Annotated in this window: 17 protein-coding genes; 13 read left to right on the forward strand and 4 right to left on the reverse strand. The window is 67.8% G+C overall.

The annotated features are described in order from the left end of the window. Positions 1-116 precede the first annotated feature (116 nt). From ACAD63_RS02385 to ACAD63_RS02400, 4 genes are all read right to left on the reverse strand, one after another. A complete protein-coding gene (locus ACAD63_RS02385; protein WP_135705981.1) occupies positions 117-560 on the reverse strand; it encodes a hypothetical protein in 444 nt (147 codons plus the stop codon). Beyond that, positions 557-1060, reverse strand: coding sequence for a MarR family winged helix-turn-helix transcriptional regulator (locus ACAD63_RS02390; RefSeq protein ID WP_133097983.1), 504 nt, complete (start codon positions 1058-1060; stop codon positions 557-559). Before ACAD63_RS02390 ends, ACAD63_RS02385 begins: the two co-directional genes overlap by 4 nt. Positions 1061-1192: 132 nt before the next feature. Beyond that, the gene (locus ACAD63_RS02395; protein WP_133097984.1) at positions 1193-2194 is read right to left on the reverse strand and encodes a tripartite tricarboxylate transporter substrate binding protein; all 1002 of its coding nucleotides are present in this window, start codon (positions 2192-2194) and stop codon (positions 1193-1195) included. A 178-nt stretch (positions 2195-2372) separates the two neighbouring features. Next, a complete protein-coding gene (locus ACAD63_RS02400; protein WP_133097985.1) occupies positions 2373-3506 on the reverse strand; it encodes a porin in 1134 nt (377 codons plus the stop codon). A gap of 338 nt (positions 3507-3844) precedes the next feature. Here ACAD63_RS02400 and coq7 point away from each other — a divergent pair, with 338 nt between their 5' ends. The 13 genes from coq7 to ACAD63_RS02465 all read left to right on the forward strand — a co-directional run bounded on the left by coq7 (position 3845) and on the right by ACAD63_RS02465 (position 18945). Beyond that, positions 3845-4468, forward strand: coding sequence for a 2-polyprenyl-3-methyl-6-methoxy-1,4-benzoquinone monooxygenase (coq7, locus tag ACAD63_RS02405; protein WP_434033375.1), 624 nt, complete (start codon positions 3845-3847; stop codon positions 4466-4468). A gap of 456 nt (positions 4469-4924) precedes the next feature. Beyond that, the gene (mraZ, locus tag ACAD63_RS02410; RefSeq protein WP_010814778.1) at positions 4925-5353 is read left to right on the forward strand and encodes a division/cell wall cluster transcriptional repressor MraZ; all 429 of its coding nucleotides are present in this window, start codon (positions 4925-4927) and stop codon (positions 5351-5353) included. Positions 5354-5360: 7 nt separating this feature from the next. After that, positions 5361-6350 (forward strand): 16S rRNA (cytosine(1402)-N(4))-methyltransferase RsmH, encoded by a 990-nt coding sequence (rsmH, locus tag ACAD63_RS02415; protein WP_133097987.1) that lies wholly within the window; start codon positions 5361-5363, stop codon positions 6348-6350. Beyond that, on the forward strand, positions 6347-6661 hold the full coding sequence (gene ftsL, locus ACAD63_RS02420; RefSeq protein ID WP_133097988.1) for a cell division protein FtsL: 315 nt from the start codon (positions 6347-6349) through the stop codon (positions 6659-6661). The genes rsmH and ftsL overlap by 4 nt, the downstream gene beginning before the upstream one ends. Further along, positions 6658-8463: a peptidoglycan D,D-transpeptidase FtsI family protein gene (locus ACAD63_RS02425; RefSeq protein ID WP_133097989.1), complete on the forward strand. Its 1806-nt coding sequence runs from the start codon at positions 6658-6660 to the stop codon at positions 8461-8463. Before ftsL ends, ACAD63_RS02425 begins: the two co-directional genes overlap by 4 nt. After that, positions 8460-10028: a UDP-N-acetylmuramoyl-L-alanyl-D-glutamate--2,6-diaminopimelate ligase gene (locus tag ACAD63_RS02430; RefSeq protein ID WP_135705979.1), complete on the forward strand. Its 1569-nt coding sequence runs from the start codon at positions 8460-8462 to the stop codon at positions 10026-10028. The genes ACAD63_RS02425 and ACAD63_RS02430 overlap by 4 nt, the downstream gene beginning before the upstream one ends. Next, the gene (locus ACAD63_RS02435) at positions 10025-11437 is read left to right on the forward strand and encodes a UDP-N-acetylmuramoyl-tripeptide--D-alanyl-D-alanine ligase (protein WP_434033376.1); all 1413 of its coding nucleotides are present in this window, start codon (positions 10025-10027) and stop codon (positions 11435-11437) included. Before ACAD63_RS02430 ends, ACAD63_RS02435 begins: the two co-directional genes overlap by 4 nt. Positions 11438-11450: 13 nt before the next feature. Further along, positions 11451-12620: a phospho-N-acetylmuramoyl-pentapeptide-transferase gene (gene mraY, locus ACAD63_RS02440; protein ID WP_133097992.1), complete on the forward strand. Its 1170-nt coding sequence runs from the start codon at positions 11451-11453 to the stop codon at positions 12618-12620. Positions 12621-12699: 79 nt separating this feature from the next. Beyond that, the gene (gene murD, locus ACAD63_RS02445; protein WP_434033377.1) at positions 12700-14211 is read left to right on the forward strand and encodes a UDP-N-acetylmuramoyl-L-alanine--D-glutamate ligase; all 1512 of its coding nucleotides are present in this window, start codon (positions 12700-12702) and stop codon (positions 14209-14211) included. Continuing rightward, the gene (gene ftsW, locus ACAD63_RS02450; protein WP_133097994.1) at positions 14208-15449 is read left to right on the forward strand and encodes a putative lipid II flippase FtsW; all 1242 of its coding nucleotides are present in this window, start codon (positions 14208-14210) and stop codon (positions 15447-15449) included. Before murD ends, ftsW begins: the two co-directional genes overlap by 4 nt. Further along, the gene (gene murG / locus ACAD63_RS02455; protein ID WP_195431165.1) at positions 15446-16516 is read left to right on the forward strand and encodes an undecaprenyldiphospho-muramoylpentapeptide beta-N-acetylglucosaminyltransferase; all 1071 of its coding nucleotides are present in this window, start codon (positions 15446-15448) and stop codon (positions 16514-16516) included. The genes ftsW and murG overlap by 4 nt, the downstream gene beginning before the upstream one ends. Positions 16517-16537: 21 nt before the next feature. After that, entirely contained in the window at positions 16538-17965 is a 1428-nt protein-coding gene (murC, locus tag ACAD63_RS02460) for a UDP-N-acetylmuramate--L-alanine ligase (protein ID WP_133097996.1), read from the forward strand. Further along, entirely contained in the window at positions 17962-18945 is a 984-nt protein-coding gene (locus ACAD63_RS02465) for a D-alanine--D-alanine ligase (protein WP_133097997.1), read from the forward strand. The genes murC and ACAD63_RS02465 overlap by 4 nt, the downstream gene beginning before the upstream one ends. Positions 18946-18956 lie beyond the last annotated feature (11 nt).

Here is an 18956-nt window from a genome sequence, read left to right on the forward strand (position 1 = left end):
GCAAGTTAACAGCTCGACACCTTGTTTACAACCCCTGCAAAGAAAAATGCCGTTCAGACTTAACTGAACGGCATTACTCCGCAACGGGGGCCGTTTGTCTTGCAGCCTTCAGCGGCTCAGCATTCGTTCGACGGCGCCAGCCTTGGGTCCGGGCTTCCGTCGAGGTAGATCACCCGCACGCACGCGCCAGGCTCCAGCCCCGCTATCGCCGGCGCATTGGCCGATACGAGCGCTCCTTCCGTGGTCCGCACCTTGTACTGGAACAGGTCGATCTGCTGCACCGGCCCCGGACGGCTGAACAGTCGGCTCAGGTCGAAGGCAAAGCCAACGCCCACCCCGCCGCCGCCGCCACCACCCGCCGCGCCCACGCCGACGCTGGTGCCGCTGCCGTAGTAGGGCACCTGCGCGACGTCCATCCGCGTCAGGAATGTCTTCTCGGTCACGCGGCCGAGCTTGATGGTGGCGTTCACCGGGGTCACCTGCGGCGGTTGCGGCGTGCTGCTGCACGCCGCCATGAGCGGCAGCAGGCCGCACAGCGTGAGGTAGGGTAGCGTCTTCATGGCGAGATCAGGCCATTCTTGAGCCTGCCGAGTAGTCGGAACAGCGCGCGCCGGTCGGTTTCGGCCAGACCCGAAAACAGTTGCCCGATCCAGTCCTCATGCGCGCGCGCCATGCGCGAGAATGCCGCGCGTCCGGCCGGCGTCAGGCGGATCAGGTAGGCGCGGCGGTCGGTGGGCAGAGCCTCGCGCGAGACAAGGCCTTCCTGCTGCAACTGGTCAGTGATGCCGGTGACGTTGCCGCCGGTGACCATCATGCGGCGCGACAGCTCGCCCATCTTCAGCCCTTCGGGGTGGCGGTCGAGCTGGGCCATCAGGTCGAAGCGCGGCAGCGTGCAGGCAAATTCCTGCCGCAGCCGCGAGCGGATGTCGCCTTCGATCAGGTTGGTGCAGGTCAGCAGCCGCAGCCACAGCCGCAGGTCTTCGTGCTCGGTCTGGTCGGCACGGGTTTCAAGGTCGACCGGCGCGTTCTCGGCGCCGGCGGCAGGGGACAGGTTTGGCATCTTCAGTGCAACGGTGCGCGGGTGTGCGGCGAACGCCGCCAGCGGCTGCCGGAGCGGGACCGGCAGCCAACATTTGATGCCTCAAGTATATGCGCGATGCGGACGGTCGCCCTGCCGGCGGTCAAACCGCCATCAATCCACCTTGGCGCCTGAATCCTTGACCACCTTGGCCCATTTGGCGGTTTCGGCGCGGATCAGCGCGGCGAACTGCTCCGGCGTGTTGCCGACCGGTTCGGCGCCCTGTGCCTGCAGGCGTTCGCGCACCGCGGGCGCGCCGAGCGCCTTGGCCACTTCCTGCTGGATGCGGTGGATGATGTCCGGCGGTGTCCCGGCGGGTGCCAGCATGCCGAACCAGGAACTGGCCTCGTACTGCGGCAGGCCGGCCGCCTGCGCGATGGTCGGCACGCCCGGCAGCGCCGGCGAGGGTTTGGCGCTGGTCACGGCCAGCGCCTTGAGCTTGCCGGCCTTGATCAGCGCCATCGACGAGGGCAGGTTGTCGAACATCACCTGCATGGTGCCGCCGGTCAGGTCGGTCAGCGCCGGCCCGCTGCCCTTGTACGGGAAATGGACCATGAAGGTCTTGGTCTGCGTCTTGAACAGCTCGCCTGCCAGGTGGATCGAGGTGCCGTTGCCGCTGGACGCCATGTTCAGCTTGCCCGGGTTGGCGCGCGCGTAGGCGATCAGGTCCTTGACGCTGTCGATCTTGTTCTGCTGCGCAAACGCCGGGTTGACCACCAGGACGTTCGGCACCGCCGCGACTTCGGCGATGGGGGCAAAGTCCTTGATGGGGTCGAACGGCAGCTTGCCGTACAGCGACTGGTTGATGCCGTGGGTGCCGACCGTGCCCATCAGCAGCGTATAGCCGTCCGGCGCCGCCTTGGCGACGATATCGGCGCCGATATTGCCGCCCGCGCCGGGTTTGTTGTCCACGACCACGTTCCAGCCGGGCAGCTTGGCCAGCTCCGCGGCGACAGCTCGGGCCAGGATATCGGTGGTGCCGCCGGCGGCGAATGGCACGACCAGGCGGATCGGCTTGGTCGGATACGGATCGGCGGCCAGTGCCGCGGGACTGGCGAGCGCGGCAAGGCTGGCGGACAGCAACAGCGCGACGGCGCGCCGGCGAAGGGGTTGCATGCGTGGTCTCCTGTTGTAGCCGCCTTGTGTTGCCGGGCGGTGGCATGGTCAGTGCATTCTAGTTGGCGGGAATCGGCGCGCCGATGGGGTGATGCCCTATGCGGCAGGCGCCACTCGCCCCCAATGAAAAAAAGGCACCCGCAGGTGCCTTTGATCGATCGGCCGGTGAGGCTGGCGATCAGAACTTGTGGCGGATGCCGATGGCGGCGCCAATCATCTTGTCTTCGCCGGTACCCAGGAAGTAACCATTGGCGAAGCTGATCGCCGAGGTGTCGAAGTTCAGGCCGGCGTTCTTCGAGAAGGCCGTGGTCAGGTACACGTCGGTGCGCTTGGACAGGTTGTAGTCGGCGATGAACGAGATCTGCCAGGGGTTCTTGATGTTGTTGGTGGCGCCGGTGGCGGCCGGGTTGAAGTTCTTGACGTCGTCGTAGTAGTACGCGAGCGTCAGGCCCAGTGCCGGGGTGACCTGGTAGTTGCCGCCGACCCAGTAGTAGTTGTCCTTCAGGATCGTATTGTCGTTCGGCGCCTTGCTCATGCCCCAGCGATAGCCGGCCATCAGCTTGGCCGGGCCAAAGGCATAGCTGGCAGCGACCGCGGCCTTCTTGAATTCCCCGGTGCCGCCGGCGGCGTTCAGGGTCGGGTTGTACTGGTCATACGCGCCGCTGATGCCGAACGGGCCGGCTGCCCACGACACGCCTGCACCGTAGCCGGTGTCGCGGCGGAACTGGCCCGGGACTTCGCCGCCGCCGGCGACGCCGTTGCCGAACGACCAGTGGGCGACCGCGGTCACCGGACCGAACTTGCCCGTGTACTTGGCGGTGTTGTCCGAGCGGAAGTTCAGGCCCAGCTGCGCCACCACCGGCTCATACTGGGTGGCATAGCCGGTCGGCGAGAAGTTGGCCATCATGTCGAACAGCGAGGTGTACTGGCGACCGAAGGTCACGCGGCCCGCCTGGGCGCTTTCCAGGCCGACATAAGCCTGGCGGCCGAAGAGGCGGCCGCCTTGCTGCGAGCGGCCATCATCGAGGCCGAAACCGCTTTCGAGCACGAACAAGGCTTTCAGGCCGCTGCCCAGGTCTTCCACGCCGCGCAGGCCCCAACGCGAACCGGACAGGCCGCCGGACGACATGCGGAAGAGGTTCTCCGACGGGCCCGTTGCGAATCCGTTGGCCGCTGACGGCGTGACGCTCGACATATTGCTCACGTACTCGATGTTGGCATCCACCACACCGTAGAGCGTGACGCTCGATTGGGCCTGCGCCGCCCCGGTAAATGCGCCAAGCGCTGCCAGCGCCAGAAGCGATTTCTTCATGCTCGTTGATCTCCACTGTAAGAATTATTGGTGACGGCCCGGGGGAACCTCCTGTTGGTCTCCATCCCCCATGCGTCAAACTTCCTTAGAAGTTGCGAAGTACTGTAACAAACAACTTTTCGTTCACCATTCGGGCGCAACCCCCTTGTCTGGTTTTAACAACTCAGGGTTTCTGAGTAGCGTGCCGCATCAATGCAAGGCGTGGCGCGGGATGGCGCGAATTAGAGGCAAGCTACAATGCGGGTAATCCCGATGGCGGTCGTAGCGGGCCGCGCCGGCAGCGCGTACCCCACCATGGCGGGGCCTTGGGAGCCAGAAGATCAATCCGCATCCGCGACATGGACACCCTGATCAAAGAATTCGACGTGGCACTGCGCGCCGTTGCCGGGGCAACCCGCTCCGCGCGCGCCAACCCGGCCGACCAGCTGGCACCGGACACCGAACAGATGAGCGCCGAAGAGCGGCGCCACGTGGCCGGGCTGATGCGCATCAACCATGTCGGCGAGGTTTGCGCCCAGGCCCTGTACCAGGCGCAGAAGCTGACCGCGCGCAACGCGACGGTGCGCGCGCAGATGGATGCCGCCGCGCGCGAAGAAGAGGACCACCTGGCCTGGTGCGCCGAGCGGCTGCGCGAACTGGGTTCGCGGCCGAGCCTGCTCAACCCGCTGTGGTACGCCGGCGCGTTTGCGATCGGCTTTGTCGCCGGCCGCGCCGGCGACAAGGTCAGTCTCGGCTTCGTGGCCGAGACCGAGCGCCAGGTCGAGCACCATCTCGGCGGCCACCTGGACCGCCTGCCTGGAGCTGACGGCCGCTCGCGTGCCATCCTCGAGCAGATGCGCGACGACGAGATCCGCCATGGCGATGCCGCGCGCGATGCCGGTGGCATCCCGTTGCCCGCGCCGGTGCGTGCGCTGATGCGTGGTGCCTCGCGCGTGATGACCACCGCGGCCTACCGCATCTGACGCGCTGGGTCCGAGCGCCCGGCCTTATGGCCGCGCGCTCGCGGTTGCCCGCCCGCCCTTGATTTTCAGGCGCTGGCGGGCGATTGTTGTATCCTTCCCTCGGGTTGCGGGACAGTCGTTCCCGCCGCCGCCGGCAGTCCTCCTCCCGCAGTTCTCAGGTGGTTTCTCTGCTTTCCTCCCTAAGATGTTCATTTCATTAAGGATTCACTTTCACGGTGCGTGAGGTGTGCGCGCTAAGTCATTGTTCTGATTCGAAAAATCTCGTTTGCTGCCCTGCAAGCAGCCTTGACCGCCCAAATTGCTTCCTCTAAAGTGGGAAATAGTGTGAGGAAGTGTATTTTTGTGTGAAATTGCGAACCGACCGTGGGATCATTTCGTCACAGTCGGAAACAGCCGAATTCACGCGATTGCCAGCCGCCAGGGGTCACCGGCAGCGGGCAGTAACCGGGGGCGAGCTTGTTTCAGGGAGCATCGGCGCTGTCGCTGGATGCCAAGGGGCGGATGTCCATTCCGTCCAGGCACCGCGAGGCGCTGCAACAGCAGGCCGAGGGCCGGGTGACGCTTACCAAGCACCCGGATGGCTGCCTGCTGCTGTTTCCCCGGCCCGAGTGGGAAACCTTCCGCACGCGCATTGCAGCGCTGCCGATGGATGCGCACTGGTGGAAGCGCATCTTCCTGGGCAACGCCGCCGACGTGGAAATGGACGGCGCAGGCCGGGTGCTGATCGCGCCGGAGCTGCGCAGTGCAGCCATGCTCGACAAGGAAGTCATGCTGCTCGGCATGGGCAGCCATTTCGAAGTGTGGGATGCCGCGACTTACGCCGCCAAGGAACAGCAGGCGATGGCGCAAGGCATGCCCGAAGCATTGAAAAATTTCTCTTTCTGAAGAGGTCATGAGTCCTACCGGAACGCCGGCAACCCCCGCCCTGCGCCATCGCACCGTGCTGCTGGACGAGGCCGTCGACGCCCTGGTCTGGCGCCCGGGCGGCGTCTACGTGGACGGCACCTTCGGCAGGGGAGGGCACAGCCGGGCGGTACTGGCCCGGCTGGGCCCAGACGGGGCCCTGGTCGCGTTCGACAAGGACCCAGCAGCAATCGCAGAAGCGGGCACCATCGGGGATGCCCGCTTCTCCATTGAGCACGCCAGCTTTGCGGACATGGCAGAGCGCCTGGCCGGGCGCGGCCACGTGGCCGGCGTGCTGCTCGACCTGGGGATCAGCTCGCCCCAGATCGATGAGGCGGCGAGGGGGTTTTCCTTTCGTTTCGAGGGCCCGCTGGACATGCGCATGGACACCACGCGCGGCATCACCGCCGCGCAGTGGCTGGCGCAGGCGGATGAGCAGGACATTGCCAGGGTGATACGAGACTATGGGGAAGAACGGTTTGCTGTACAGATTGCAAAGGCGATTGTTGCTCGCCGGCGCGAACCCGGCGATGGCGGACCCATCGCCACTACTGCCGACCTTGCCGCGCTCGTGGCGAAAGCCGTCAAAACACGCGAGAAGGGCCAGGACCCTGCGACCCGCACCTTTCAGGCTCTACGGATTCACGTCAATCAAGAGCTTGAGGACCTCGAAAGAGGGCTGAAGGCGGCTTATGACCTGCTGCAGGTAGGGGGACGCCTGGTGGTGATCAGCTTCCATTCGCTGGAGGACCGCATCGTCAAGCGGTTCATGGCGGCGCACGCCCGTCCCCAGCAGGATGCCGACCCGGCCCTGCGCCGCGCGCCGCTGCGCGCGGCCGACCTGCCGCAACCCACGCTGCGCCTGCTGGGCCGCTCCAAGCCCGGCGCCGAGGAAATCGCAGCCAACCCGCGCGCGCGCTCGGCCGTGATGCGTGTGGCCGAGAAACTGGCTCCGGCCGGGGGAGGTGCGCGCGCATGAACCGCCTGACCTTCTTCCTGCTGGCCGCGCTGATCCTGTGTGCGCTTTCGCTGGTGAGCGCGCAGCACCAGGCGCGCACGCTGTTCGTGGCGCTGGAGCGGGCGCAGGGGGAAGAACGCCAGCTCGACATCGACTGGGCGCGCCTGCAGTACCAGCAGAGCTCGCTTGGCAAGAGCGCGCGCATCGCCGACGCGGCGCGCGCGCAGCTGAAGATGGCGCCGGCCAACCCCGGCAAGACCCAATACCTGTCGGGCATCGTGCTGCCGCCGGCGCAGCCAGCGCCGGCCAGCGAGGCGGAGGCGCGCCAATGAGCATGGCCCGACCCAACCCGCCCGGCCGCAACGGCAGCGGCACCCCGTCGCGCCCGCGCAGCGGCCAGTTCTCGGCCAGCCCGGTGCTGGGGCTGCGCCTGCCGATGTGGCGCTCCAAGCTGGTGGTGTTCCTGATGTTCGCGGCCTTTGTCGCGCTGGCGCTGCGCGCCGCATGGATCCAGGGTCCGGGCAACCAGTTCTATGAGGCCGAGGGCAAGAAGCGCTTCCAGCGCACGCTGGAGCTGCCGGCCACGCGCGGCAAGATCCTCGACCGCAACGGCCTGGTGCTGGCCACCAGCCTGCCGGTCAAGGCGATCTGGGCGGTGCCCGAGGACGTGCCCAACCAGGTCGAGCTGGCCAAGATCCGCCAGCTGGCCAAGCTGCTCGGCATGTCCGAGAAAGACCTCGGCAAGAAGCTGTCCGAAGACAAGGGCTTTGTCTACCTGAAGCGCCAGGTGCTGCCCGACGTCGCCGACAAGATCGCCGCGCTCAAGATCGACGGCATCCACCAGACCCGCGAGTACAAGCGCTTCTACCCGGAAGGCGAGGCGATGGCGCATATCGTGGGCTTCACCAACGTCGAGGACCGCGGCCAGGAAGGCGTGGAGCTGGCGCGCGAGACCGGGCTGGCCGGCCGCGCCGGCGCGCGCCAGGTGATCAAGGACCGCCTCGGCCGCGTGGTCGAGGATATCGGCATCCTGAAGACTCCGCGCGACGGCGAGGACATCCAGCTGTCGATCGACGCCAAGATCCAGTACCTGGCCTACAACGAACTGAAGGCCGTGGTCGAGAAGCACAAGGCCAAGGCCGCCAGCGCGGTGGTGCTCGACGCCCAGACCGGCGAGGTGCTGGCGCTGGCCAACTGGCCCACCTACAACCCCAACGACCGCACCCGGCTGTCCGGCGAGCAGCTGCGCAACCGCGTGCTGACCGACACCTTCGAGCCCGGCTCAATGATGAAGCCGATCACCGTGGGGCTGGCGCTGCAGCTCAAGCGCGTGACGCCATCGACGGTGATCACTACCACCGGCAAGTACCAGTTCGAAGGCGCCACCATCACCGATACCCACAACTACGGCGCGCTCACCGTCACCGGCGTGATACAGAAGTCGTCCAATATCGGCACGACCAAGATCGCGATGCTGATGAAGCCGCAGGAGATGTGGGACATGTACACCAGCATCGGCCTGGGCCAGGCGCCCAAGATCGGCTTCCCCGGCGCGGTGGCGGGGCGCGTGCGCCCGTTCAAGAGCTGGCGTCCGATCGAGCAGGCCACCATGTCGTACGGCTACGGCCTGTCGGTGTCGCTGTTCCAGATGGCGCATGCCTACACCATCTTTGCGCACGACGGGGAGCTGATCCCGGTCACCATGTTCCGCACCAACGGCCCGGCCACCGGCGAGCGCATCCTGTCGCCGCAGGTGGCGCGCGACGTGCGCGCCATGATGGAAACCGTGACCGCGCCCGGCGGCACCGCGCCCGAGGCGCAGGTGATGGGCTACCGCGTCGGCGGCAAGACCGGCACCGCCTACAAGCACGAAGGCCGCGGCTACAACCGCAGCAAGTACCGCGCCTCGTTCATCGGCCTGGCGCCGATGTCCAACCCGCGCATCATCGTCGCCGTCAGCGTCGACGAGCCCACCGCCGGCAGCCACTATGGCGGCCTGGTGGCCGGCCCGGCGTTCGCCGCCATCACCGGCGGCACGCTGCGCGCACTGAATGTCCAGCCCGATTCGCCGATCCGCCAGCTGGTGGTCAGCGACAAGGTGCCGGAAAGCGAACCGTGGACTGCGACCCAATGACGGCCAAGCCCCTGCTCCCGCTCGAGGTGACCACCCAGGCCAGCAACGCGCTGGCCTGGCTGCGTACCAACGTGGCCGCTTCGGCGCAGCTGACCGGCGATAGCCGCCGGCTGGCGCACGGCGACGTGTTCTTCGCCTACGTGCTCGGCAACGAGCGCCTGACCACCGATGGGCGGCCGTATATCCAGCAGGCCATCGCGGCCGGCGCCGGCGCCATCGTCTATGAGGCCGACGGCTTCGACTGGCCGTTTGGCGATGTCGTGCCCCACCTGGCGCTCAGCAACCTGCATCAGCTTGCCGGCCCGATCGCCGCCGGCTGGCACGGCAATCCGGTGCGCGGCCTGGCCGTGACCGGCATCACCGGCACCAACGGCAAGACCTCGTGCAGCCAGTGGCTGGCGCGCGTGCTGCAGGCCGCGGGCACGCCATGCGCGACCGTCGGCACGCTCGGCACCGGTTTCCCCGGCGCCCTGCAGGCGACCGGCTTCACCACGCCCGACGCGGTGCAGCTGCAGGCCAGCCTGGCGGCGCTGCACGATGCCGGCGCGCGTGCCGTGGCGATGGAAGTGTCCTCGCACGGCCTCGAGCAGGAGCGCGTCGCCGGCACGCATTTCTCGGTGGCGGTGCTGACCAACCTGACGCAGGACCACCTCGACTACCACGGCTCGATGGCCGAGTACGAGGCCGCCAAGGAGCGCCTGTTCCGCTGGGACGGCCTGCGCACCGCGGTGGTCAACCGCGACGACGCCATGGGCCAGCGGCTGCTGGCCGCGGACGCGGCCGCGATCGCCGCGCCGCACGTGATCGAATACGGCATCGACGGGCCCGGCGCCGCCACGGTGCGCCGCCCGCGCGGCGAATGGCTGCGCGCCACCAACGTGCGCGCCACGCCCAACGGCACCGCTTTCCATATCGACGGCAACTTCGGCAGCGCCGAGATGTCCACGCCCATGATCGGCGCCTTCAACGTCAGCAACCTGCTGGCGGTGCTGGGCGCGGCGCTGGCCAACGGCGTGGCGTGGGATGCGGCCCTGGCCGCGCTGCGCGCGCTGACGCCGGTCGAGGGCCGCATGGAACTGTTCGGCGCCAACGGTGGCGATGCCGCGCTGGGCCCGCTCGCCGTGGTCGACTATGCCCACACCCCCGACGCGCTGGAACAGACGCTGGCCGCGCTGCGCCCGGTGGCGCAGGCGCGCCATGGCCGCCTGTGGTGCGTGTTCGGCTGCGGCGGCGACCGCGACCCGATCAAGCGCCCGCTGATGGGCGCAGTGGCCGAACGACTGGCTGACGACGTCATCCTGACCAGCGACAACCCGCGCAGCGAGGACCCGCAGGACATCCTTGACGCGATCTCCGACGGCATGGCGGACCGCGCGCGCGGCCGCCAGATCGAGGACCGCGCCGCGGCCATTCTCTACGCCATCAAGCATGCGGCCCCGGCCGACGTGGTGCTGGTGGCAGGCAAGGGCCACGAGGCCACCCAGGAGATCCAGGGGCGCAAGCGCCCGTTCTCCGACCGCGAGCATGTCCGCCTGGCGCTTGCCACCCGTGGAGTATCGGCATGAACCAGACCACCATGACTACCTTGCAGGACGCCGCCGGCTGGATCGCCGGCGCGCGCGTTTGTGGCGACGGCGCCGTTGCGTTCTCGCGCGTGCAGACCGACAGCCGTACCGTCGAGCCCGGCGACCTGTTCGTCGCGCTGAAGGGCGAGCGCTTCGATGCGCATGATTTCATCGCCGACGTGGTGGCCAAGGGCGCCGCTGCGGTGCTGGTGAGCCGCGACGCGGCTACCAGCAACTATGCCGGCGTGCCGGCCATCGTCGCCCCCGACACCCGCATCGCGCTGGGCGAGCTGGGCGCCGGCTGGCGCCGCCGGTTCACGCTGCCCGCGGTGGCGGTGACCGGCAGCAACGGCAAGACCACGGTCAAGGAAATGATCGCGGCGATCTTCGCCGCGGCGGTGGGCGAGGACCAGCGCCTGGCCACCGGCGGCAACCTGAACAACGACATCGGCCTGCCGTTGACGGTGCTGCGCCTGCGCGCCACGCACAAGCTGGCGGTGCTGGAGCTCGGCATGAACCATCCGGGCGAGACCGTCTACCTGGCCGGCATCGCCCAGCCCACCGTGGCGGTCATCACCAACGCGCAGCGCGAGCACCAGGAATTCATGGTCAGCGTGGAAGCCGTGGCGCACGAACACGCGGCCGCGCTGGCGGCGCTGCCGGCGGACGGCGTGGCGGTGTTCCCGCTCGACGAGGAAAGCGGCGGTGCCTTTGCGCCGGTCTGGCGCGAGGCCGCCGGTGCGCGCCGCGCGCTGTCGTTCGGCACCTCGCAGCGCGCGGATGTGCACGCCACCATGGCACTGGTCGACGGCGCGCAGGTGATGCAGGTGCGCGCGCCGGGCCATGCGTTTGAAGTCAGGCTCGCGCTGCTGGGCGAGCACAACGTGCGCAACGCGCTGGCGGCTATCGCCTGCGCGCTGGCCGCGGGCGTGCACGTGCCGGCGATCCAGGCGGGGCTGGCCGGCTTCCAGGCGGTCAAGGGCCGTCTGCAGGTGAAGTACACACCGGGCGGCACGGTGGTCATCGACGACACCTACAACGCCAACCCCGATTCCATGCGCGCCGCCATCGACGTGCTGGCCGGCTTCGCCGCGCCGCGCGTGCTGGTGCTGGGCGACATGGGCGAGGTCGGCGACCAGGGGCCGGCGTTCCACGAAGAAATCGGCGCCTACGCGCAGGCGCGCGGCGTCGACACGCTGTGGGGCACCGGCGAGCTGGCCGTGCACGCGGTGCGTGCGTTCGGCGCCAATGGCCGCCATTTCGGCAGCGCGGAGGACCTGGCAAAGGCCCTGGAGGAAGACAGCGGGGGCATGGTGGCGCAAGCCGGCGCCGTGCTGGTGAAGGGATCGCGCTTCATGCGCATGGAACGGATGGTCGCTGCGCTGGTCGCAGACACTTCCGCACATTAACGAAGACAACACGATGTTATTGGCTCTGGCCCAGTGGCTGCAAAACGACTACAGCTTCCTCCGGGTCGTCAACTACCTGACTTTCCGCGCGGTGATGGCCAACCTCACCGCGCTGCTGATCGGCCTGACGTTCGGGCCGTGGGTGATCCGCAAGCTGACCGAGCTGAAGGTCGGCCAGGCGGTGCGCACCATCGGCCCGCAGACGCACCTGGTCAAGTCCGGCACGCCGACCATGGGCGGCGTGCTGGTGCTGGTGTCGATCGCTGTCTCGACGCTGCTTTGGTGCGACTGGGGCAACCGCTTTATCTGGGTGGTGATGCTGGTCACCTTCGGCTACGGCGCCATCGGCTGGGTCGACGACTACCGCAAGGTGGTCTATCGCGATCCGCGCGGCATGTCGAGCCGCGAAAAGTTTTTCTGGCAGACGCTGATCGGCCTGGTGGCCGCGGTCTACCTGGCGTTCTCGGTGTCCGAAAGCAGCAACGTGCGGGTCTGGGAGCTGTTCCTGAACTGGGTCGAGGGCGGGCTGTCGCTCGACATGCCGTACAAGTCCAACCTGATCGTGCCCTTCTTCAAGGAGATCAGCTACCCGCTGGGCGTGGCCGGCTTCATCGTGCTGACCTACCTGGTGATCGTGGGCTCGAGCAACGCCGTGAACCTGACCGACGGCCTGGACGGCCTGGTGATCATGCCGGTGGTGCTGGTGGGCGGCGGGCTGGGCGTGTTTGCCTACGTGATGGGCAACGCGGTCTACAGCAAGTACCTGCTGTTCCCGCATATCCCGGGCGCGGGGGAGCTGCTGATCTTCTGTTCCGCGCTGGGCGGGGCAGGGCTGGCTTTCCTCTGGTTCAACGCGCATCCGGCGCAGGTGTTCATGGGCGACGTGGGCGCGCTGGCGCTGGGCGGCGCGCTGGGCACGGTGGCGGTGATCGTGCGCCAGGAGATCGTGCTGTTCGTGATGGGCGGCATCTTCGTGGTCGAAACGCTGTCGGTGATGGCGCAGGTCACGTGGTTCAAGATCACCAAGCGCCGTTTTGGCGAGGGCAGGCGGCTGTTCCGGATGGCGCCGCTGCACCACCATTTCGAGCTGGGCGGCTGGAAGGAAACGCAGGTCACGGTGCGCTTCTGGATCATCACCATGCTGCTGGTGCTGATCGGATTGTCGACGCTGAAGCTGCGCTAGGGGTGTTGGTGGTTGCGCCGATGGTCAGAACCGCGGCGCTCTCTATATAGAAACAGGAAACCAAAGGCAGGAAATCGAAGTGTTTGGCGAGCTGCAGAAACCTCATGTGCTGGTACTAGGCCTCGGCGAATCGGGGCTGGCCATGGCGCGCTGGTGTGGCCTGAACGGCTGCGCGGTGCGCGTGGCCGACACGCGCGAGGCGCCCGCCAACCTTGTCTTCCTGCAGGCCGAGCTGACTTCGGCCGGGTTCGTGGGCGGGCCGTTCTCGGAAAGCTTGCTCGACGGTATCGGCCTGGTGGCGATCAGCCCCGGGCTGTCGCCGCTGGACGCCGGCACCGGAGCGCTTCTGGCCGCCGCGCAGGCGCGCGGCATCCCGGTGTGGGGCGAGATCGAGCTGTTCGTGCGCGCGCTCAGGCACCTGGAGGCCGAATCCGGCTACGCGCCGAAGCTGCTCGCGATCACCGGCACCAATGGCAAGACCACCACCACGGCACTGACCGGCCGGCTGGTCGAGCGCGCCGGCAAGACCGTGGCAGTGGCGGGCAATATCAGCCCGTCGGCGCTGGACAAGCTGTCGGCGTGCATCGCCTCGGCCACGCTGCCGGAGGTGTGGGTGCTGGAACTCTCCAGCTTCCAGCTGGAAACCACGCATACGCTGGCGCCGGATGCGGCCACCGTGCTCAACGTGAGCCAGGACCATCTTGACTGGCACGGCTCGATGGAAGCCTACGCCGCCTCCAAGGCGCGCATCTTCGGGCCCGTCGGCAGCGAGTGCGTGCAGGTGCTGAACCGCAATGACCGGCTCACGCTGGACATGGCGCGGGCGGGCCGCAAGCCGGTGACCTTCGGCATCGATCTGCCGGAAGTGCCGGGCAGCTTCGGCATCCTGCGCGAGGGCGGCATGCCCTGGCTGGTGCTGGCCGAACCCGATTCGGAAGCGGAAGGGGAGGGCAAGCCGCGCCGCCGCAAGGCCGCCGAAGCTACCGAGGAAGCCGTGCCGGTGCGCCACAAGCGCCTGATGCCGGCCGATGCGCTGCATATCCGTGGCATGCACAACGCCACCAACGCCATGGCGGCGCTGGCGCTGTGCCGTGCCATCGACCTGCCGATGAACGCGTTGCTGCATGGCCTGCGCGAGTATCGCGGCGAGCCGCACCGCGTGGAGTGGGTCGCCACCATCGATGACGTCGAGTATTTCGACGACAGCAAGGGCACCAATGTCGGCGCCACCGTGGCCGCGCTGTCCGGGCTGGACAAGCGCGTGGTGCTGATCGCGGGCGGCGAAGGCAAGGGCCAGGATTTCTCGCCGCTGGCCGCGCCGGTGGCGCAATACGCACGCGCCGTGGTGCTGATCGGCCGGGCCGCGGGAGAGTTGCGCGATGCCCTGCAGGGCAGCGGCTCGACCCTGGCCGATGCCGCCACGCTGGAAGAAGCCGTGACCAAGGCAACCGAACTGGCCGAGCGCGGCGACGTCGTGCTGCTTTCGCCGGCCTGCGCCAGCCTCGACATGTTCCGCAACTACGTGCACCGCGCCGAGGTATTCCGCGCCGCGGTGGAAGAACTGGCCCTGTCCCGGGGGATCCTGCCATGAGTGAGGCACAGGTCAAGCGCAGCGGTTTCATCGGCGCCACCATCGGCAACGCCTGGGGTGGCCTGCGTGACGCGGTTTCGGGCGTCAAGCCCACGCGTTCGCGCATGATGGAGTACGACCAGCCCCTGCTGTGGGTCGCGATCGTGCTGCTCGCGCTCGGCCTGGTGATGGTCTTTTCGGCCTCGATCGCGCTGCCGGATTCGCCGCGCTACGCCAACTACCGCGAAAGCCATTTCCTGGTGCGGCATGCGTTCGCGCTGTTTATCGGACTGTCGGTCGGGCTGGTGGCGTTCCAGGTGCCGGTGAAGGTGTGGGACCGGTATGCGCCCAAGCTCTTTATCGTCGCGCTGATCCTGCTGGTGATCGTGCTGGTGCCGTTCGTCGGCAAGGGCGTGAACGGCGCACGCCGGTGGATCCCGCTGGGCGTGATGAATTTCCAGCCGTCGGAACTGATGAAGCTGGCAGTGGTGCTGTACGCCGCCAACTACACCGTGCGCAAGCAGGAGTGGATGCAGACCGTGTCCAAGGGCTTCCTGCCGATGGGCGTGGCGGTAGTGGTGGTCGGCATGCTGCTGCTGCTCGAGCCCGACATGGGCGCGTTCCTGGTGATCGCGGCGGTGGCGATGGGCATCCTGTTCCTGGGCGGCATCAACGGCAAGCTGTTCGCCGGGCTGGTCGGCGTGGCGGTGGGCGCGTTCGCGCTGCTGATCACGGCGTCCCCATGGCGGCGCGAGCGGATCTTTGCCTACCTGAGCCCGTGGGAAGAGAGCAACGCGCTGGGCAAGGCCTACCAGCTCACGCATTCGCTGATTGCCTTCGGCCGCGGCGAGTGGACCGGGGTCGGGCTGGGCGGCAGCATCGAGAAGCTGCACTACCTGCCCGAGGCGCATACCGACTTCATCCTTGCGGTAATCGGCGAGGAGTTTGGCTTTGTCGGCGTGCTGGTGGTGATCGTGCTGTTCTACTGGCTGGTGCGCCGCGCCTTCAATATCGGCCGCACCGCGCTGCAGCTCGACCGCACCTTTGCCGGACTGGTGGCCAAGGGCATCGGCGTGTGGATCGGCTGGCAGACCTTTATCAACATGGGCGTGAACCTGGGGCTGCTGCCGACCAAGGGGCTGACGCTGCCGCTGGTGAGCTATGGCGGGTCGGGGATTCTGATGAACTGCGTGGCGTTGGCGATCCTGCTGCGCATTGACTATGAAAACCGTGTGTTGATGCGCGGAGGCAAGGTATGACCGCACCGCGCACCCTGCTCGTGATGGCCGGCGGCACCGGGGGGCATGTGTTCCCGGGGCTGGCGGTCGCGCATGCGTTGCGCGAGCAGGGCTGGAACATCGTCTGGCTGGGCAACCGCACCGGCATGGAAGCCACGCTGGTGCCCAAGCACGGCATCCCGATGGAATACATCCAGTTCGGCGGCCTGCGTGGCAAGGGGCTGGTGACCAAGTTCCTGCTGCCGCTGAACCTGCTGCGCGCGTTCTGGCAGAGCATCGGCGCGCTGCGCCGGGTAAAGCCGAACGTGGTGCTGGGCATGGGCGGGTATATCACCTTCCCGGCCGGCATGATGGCCTCGCTGCTGGGCCGCCCGCTGGTGCTGCACGAGCAGAACTCGATCGCCGGCCTGGCCAACAAGGTGCTGGCCAAGGTGGCCGACCGCGTGCTGTGCGCGTTCCCGGACACGCTGCCCGGCGGCGAATGGACCGGCAACCCGGTGCGCGAGGAACTGGCGCACCTGGATGCGCCCCAGGCGCGCTACGACCAGCGCACCGGTCCGCTGCGCATCCTGGTGGTGGGCGGCAGCCTGGGCGCCGCGGCGCTGAACGAGGTGGTGCCGAAGGCGATCGCGCTGCTGCCGGAAAGCGAGCGCCCGGTGGTGACGCACCAGGCGGGCGCGAAGCAGATCGACACGCTGCGCGCCAACTATGCGGCGGCACAGGTGCCGGCGCAGACCCTGCCGTTCATCGACGACATGGCGCGCGCCTATGCCGATGCGGATCTCGTGATCTGCCGCGCCGGCGCGATGACCGTGTCGGAAGTGGCCGCGGCGGGCGTGGCGGCGCTGTTCGTGCCGTTCCCGCACGCAGTGGACGATCACCAGACCACCAACGCAAAGTTTTTATCCAGCCAGGGCGCGGCCCTGTTGGTGCAGCAACAAGACCTGACGGCCGAGGGCCTGGCGCAGACCATCGCCAGCCTGACCCGGTCGCAGCTGAAAGACATGGCGCGCCTGGCGCGCGGACTGGCCAAGCCTGAGGCAACCCGGCGCGTCGCCGAGGTGTGCAGCCAGCTGGCCAGGGACTGAAGTGAGCGAAGCAGCAATCCAATGAAGCATATCGTCAAAAACATCCACTTCGTGGGGATCGGCGGGGCCGGCATGAGCGGCATCGCCGAGGTCCTGCTGAACCTGGGCTACAAGGTCTCGGGTTCCGACGTGGGCAGCAATGCCGCCACGCGGCGCCTGGCCTCGCTCGGCGCCACGGTCATGCACGGGCATGACGCGGCCAACGTGACCGGGGCCAACGCCGTGGTGGTGTCGACCGCGGTCAGCGGCGACAACCCCGAGGTGCTGGCCGCCCGCAGCAAGCGCATCCCGGTGGTGCCGCGCGCGGTGATGCTGGCCGAGCTGATGCGCCTGAAGCAGGGCGTGGCCATCGCCGGCACGCACGGCAAGACCACCACCACCAGCCTGGTGGCATCGGTGCTGGCCGAAGGCGGGCTGGATCCCACCTTCGTCATCGGCGGCCGGCTCAACTCCGCCGGCGCCAACGCGCGCCTGGGCACCGGCGACTTCATCGTGGCCGAGGCGGATGAATCCGACGCATCGTTCCTGAACCTGTTCCCGGTCATCGAGGTCATCACCAATATCGATGCCGACCACATGGACACCTACGGGCACGACTTTGCCCGGCTCAAGCAGGCGTTCATCGAATTCACGCAGCGCCTGCCGTTCTACGGCATTGCCGTGCTGTGCGTCGACGACCCCAACGTGCGCGAGATCCTGCCGTTCGTGTCCAAGCCGGTGGTGCGCTACGGGTTTGCCGAAGACGCGCAGATCCGCGCCGTGGACGCGCGCGCGGTCGACGGCCAGATGCACTTCACCGTGCTGCGCCAGCTCAACGGCCATACCGAGCCGCCGCTGGAAATCGTGCTGAACCTGCCCGGCATGCACAACGTGCAGAACGCGCTGGCGGCGATCGCCATCGCGACCGAGCTGGAAGTGCCCGACGCCGCCATCGTCAAGGCGCTGCGCGAGTTCCACGGCGTGGGCCGCCGCTTCCAGCGCTACGGCGAAGTGGCCACCACCGACGGTGCCGGCACCTTCACGCTGGTGGACGACTACGGCCACCACCCGGTGGAAATGGCCGCCACGCTTGCCGCGGCGCGCGGCGCGTTCCCGGGCCGCCGCCTGGTGCTGGCGTTCCAGCCGCACCGATTCACCCGTACGCGGGATTGCTTTGAAGACTTCGTCAAAGTGCTGGGCACTGTCGATGCCCTGCTGCTGTCCGAGGTCTATGCCGCCGGCGAGACCCCGATCGTGGCCGCCGACGGCCGTGCGCTGACCCGCGCGTTGCGCGTGGCCGGCAAGGTAGAACCTGTTTTCGTGGAGCAGATGGAAGAGATGCCGCAGGCCATCCTGAATGCTGTCCGGCCCGGCGATGTGGTCGTGACGATGGGCGCCGGCTCGATCGGCGGCGTGCCGGGGCAACTGGTGTCGCACCAGCAGACGCAACAGTCGGGAGGCCAGCAATGAGCTTCGTCGCCCATCCCAATATCGATCCCAAGTCGCTGGGCAAGGTCGGCGTGCTGTTCGGCGGCCGCTCGGCCGAGCGCGAGATCTCGCTGATGTCGGGCAGCGGCGTGCTGGCCGCGCTGCAGTCGCGCGGCGTCGACGCGCATGGCTTCGATCCCGGCCTGCAAGGCGTGGCCGAGCTGGCCGCGGCCAAGTTCGACCGCGTCTTTATCGCGCTGCACGGCCGCTATGGCGAAGACGGCACCATCCAGGGCCTGCTGGAACAACTGGGCGTGCCCTACACCGGCAGCGGCGTGCTGGCCTCGGCGCTGGCGATGGACAAGCAGGCCACCAAGCGCCTGTGGACCACGCATGACCTGCCCACGCCGCGTTTCGCGATGCTGCATGCCGATACGGATTTCGACGCGGTGGTCGCCGACCTGGGCCTGCCGCTGATCGTCAAGCCGGCGCGCGAAGGCTCGTCGATCGGCCTGACCAAGGTGACGGCGGCCGGGCAGATGCGCGAGGCGTTCGAGAAGGCCGAGGCGCTGGACAACGACGTCATCGCCGAGACTTTCATCGACGGCGCCGAGCTGACCTGCCCGATCGTGGGCGAGGGCGATACCGCCGAAGCGCTGCCGGTGATCCGCATCGTCGCGCCCGAAGCGAACTACGACTATCAAAATAAGTACTTTACTGACGATACCCAATACTTGTGTCCGTCAGGACTGGACCCCGAAGTCGAGAAGGAAGTCCAGGCGCTGGCGGTGCAGTCCTATCGAGTGCTGGGCTGCCGCGGCTGGGCGCGCGCCGACGTGATGCTGCGCGCCGACGGCAAGCCTTTCCTGCTCGAGATGAATACCTCGCCCGGCATGACCGGCCACTCGCTGGTGCCGATGGCGGCGCGCGCGGCCGGCATCAGCTACGAGGACTTCGTGCTGCAGGTGGTGGCCGCCGCGACGCTGGACCTGCACCCGAACGAGCACTGGAAGCCCGAATAACAGAGAACCCG

Origin of the sequence: Cupriavidus sp. a3 (assembly GCF_051015765.1) — a bacterium.
GTDB classification, from domain to species: domain Bacteria; phylum Pseudomonadota; class Gammaproteobacteria; order Burkholderiales; family Burkholderiaceae; genus Cupriavidus; species Cupriavidus oxalaticus_A.

Excerpts from the sequence above, each read along its gene's own strand:
- ACAD63_RS02385 (WP_135705981.1), bottom strand. The coding sequence starts at position 560 with ATGAAGACGCTACCCTACCTCACGCTGTGCGGCCTGCTGCCGCTCATG.
- ACAD63_RS02390 (WP_133097983.1), bottom strand. The coding sequence starts at position 1,060 with ATGCCAAACCTGTCCCCTGCCGCCGGCGCCGAGAACGCGCCGGTCGAC.
- ACAD63_RS02395 (WP_133097984.1), bottom strand. The coding sequence starts at position 2,194 with ATGCAACCCCTTCGCCGGCGCGCCGTCGCGCTGTTGCTGTCCGCCAGC.
- ACAD63_RS02400 (WP_133097985.1), bottom strand. The coding sequence starts at position 3,506 with ATGAAGAAATCGCTTCTGGCGCTGGCAGCGCTTGGCGCATTTACCGGG.
- coq7 (WP_434033375.1), top strand. The coding sequence starts at position 3,845 with ATGGACACCCTGATCAAAGAATTCGACGTGGCACTGCGCGCCGTTGCC.
- rsmH (WP_133097987.1), top strand. The coding sequence starts at position 5,361 with ATGAGTCCTACCGGAACGCCGGCAACCCCCGCCCTGCGCCATCGCACC.
- ftsL (WP_133097988.1), top strand. The coding sequence starts at position 6,347 with ATGAACCGCCTGACCTTCTTCCTGCTGGCCGCGCTGATCCTGTGTGCG.
- ACAD63_RS02425 (WP_133097989.1), top strand. The coding sequence starts at position 6,658 with ATGAGCATGGCCCGACCCAACCCGCCCGGCCGCAACGGCAGCGGCACC.
- ACAD63_RS02430 (WP_135705979.1), top strand. The coding sequence starts at position 8,460 with ATGACGGCCAAGCCCCTGCTCCCGCTCGAGGTGACCACCCAGGCCAGC.
- ACAD63_RS02435 (WP_434033376.1), top strand. The coding sequence starts at position 10,025 with ATGAACCAGACCACCATGACTACCTTGCAGGACGCCGCCGGCTGGATC.
- mraY (WP_133097992.1), top strand. The coding sequence starts at position 11,451 with ATGTTATTGGCTCTGGCCCAGTGGCTGCAAAACGACTACAGCTTCCTC.
- ftsW (WP_133097994.1), top strand. The coding sequence starts at position 14,208 with ATGAGTGAGGCACAGGTCAAGCGCAGCGGTTTCATCGGCGCCACCATC.
- murG (WP_195431165.1), top strand. The coding sequence starts at position 15,446 with ATGACCGCACCGCGCACCCTGCTCGTGATGGCCGGCGGCACCGGGGGG.
- murC (WP_133097996.1), top strand. The coding sequence starts at position 16,538 with ATGAAGCATATCGTCAAAAACATCCACTTCGTGGGGATCGGCGGGGCC.
- ACAD63_RS02465 (WP_133097997.1), top strand. The coding sequence starts at position 17,962 with ATGAGCTTCGTCGCCCATCCCAATATCGATCCCAAGTCGCTGGGCAAG.